This window comes from Oleiphilus sp. HI0067 (assembly GCF_001635735.1).
In genome coordinates, this window is sequence record NZ_LWFI01001474.1 from 1 (window position 1) to 1,038 (window position 1,038).

Here is a 1,038-nt window from a genome sequence, read left to right on the forward strand (position 1 = left end):
TCTGACCAATCTCAATGCGGACATCTCGCTCGACAGAGTGAAGCGACACAATCGTTGCACCAACAATCATAAGAGCAAAGCCAAGGTGGCCAAGTACCATGGCATAGTACGCCGAACCCAATGCCAATTTGTTTTTCAAATTACCGACTCTAGCTACGGCTTTCTTGCGAAGATCATTCAGTGTAATTAATGCGACCCACAAGCCTAACAAGATTGCGAGCATTGAAATCCAATCCCACGCAATACCAGATATCGCAGTGAACACAAGGGTCAGCACAACTGACACCACTGCAACCACACGTAACTTCTTAACCAGACCTTTGGGCTCTGTCGATTTCCAATTAGCGACCAGTCCGAAGCCAAGTAAAACCGCCAGGATAGCCATCAAAGGAGAAAATACAGCATTGAAGTACGGAGGGCCTATTGAAAGTTTTCCTGCACCTATGAAATCTAATACCAAGGGGTAAAGCGTACCGATCATGACTGTAATCCATGCAACCACAAGCACGATATTATTACCCAACAAGAAGCTTTCGCGCGATAACAGCTTGTGCTCGCTCTTTCCAACAAGATCCGGCGCTCGCCAAGCATATAAGCCCAGCGACACAATCATCGTAATACCCAAAAGCGCTAAAACGAAAGAGCCACGAGACGGGTCTGACGCAAAAGCGTGAACAGAGGTAAGTACACCAGATCGGACTAGGAATGTACCCAGCAGGCTCAAGGAAAACGCAATGATTGCCAAGAACACGGTCCAACTTTTGAAGGCACCGCGTTTCTCAGTCACCGCAAGAGAGTGCATCAGAGCTGTGCCGACTAACCAAGGCATAAATGAAGCATTTTCTACTGGGTCCCAGAACCACCAACCGCCCCAGCCTAATTCATAGTATGCCCACCAACTTCCCAGTGCGATACCAAGCGTTAAGAATGCCCACGCAACAATAGTCCAAGGTCGAGACCACCTTGCCCAAGCGCTATCAAGACTGCCACCCAGTAGAGCCGCTATAGCAAAAGCAAAGGCCACAGAGAAGCCCACAT

Annotated in this window: 1 protein-coding gene; it reads right to left on the reverse strand. The window is 48.6% G+C overall.

What is annotated here, in order from left to right:
• Positions 1–1,024, reverse strand: a 1,024-nt coding sequence (locus A3739_RS23945) for a heme lyase CcmF/NrfE family subunit (RefSeq protein WP_369821119.1), incomplete at its 3' end; no start/stop codon positions are given.
• Positions 1,025–1,038 lie beyond the last annotated feature (14 nt).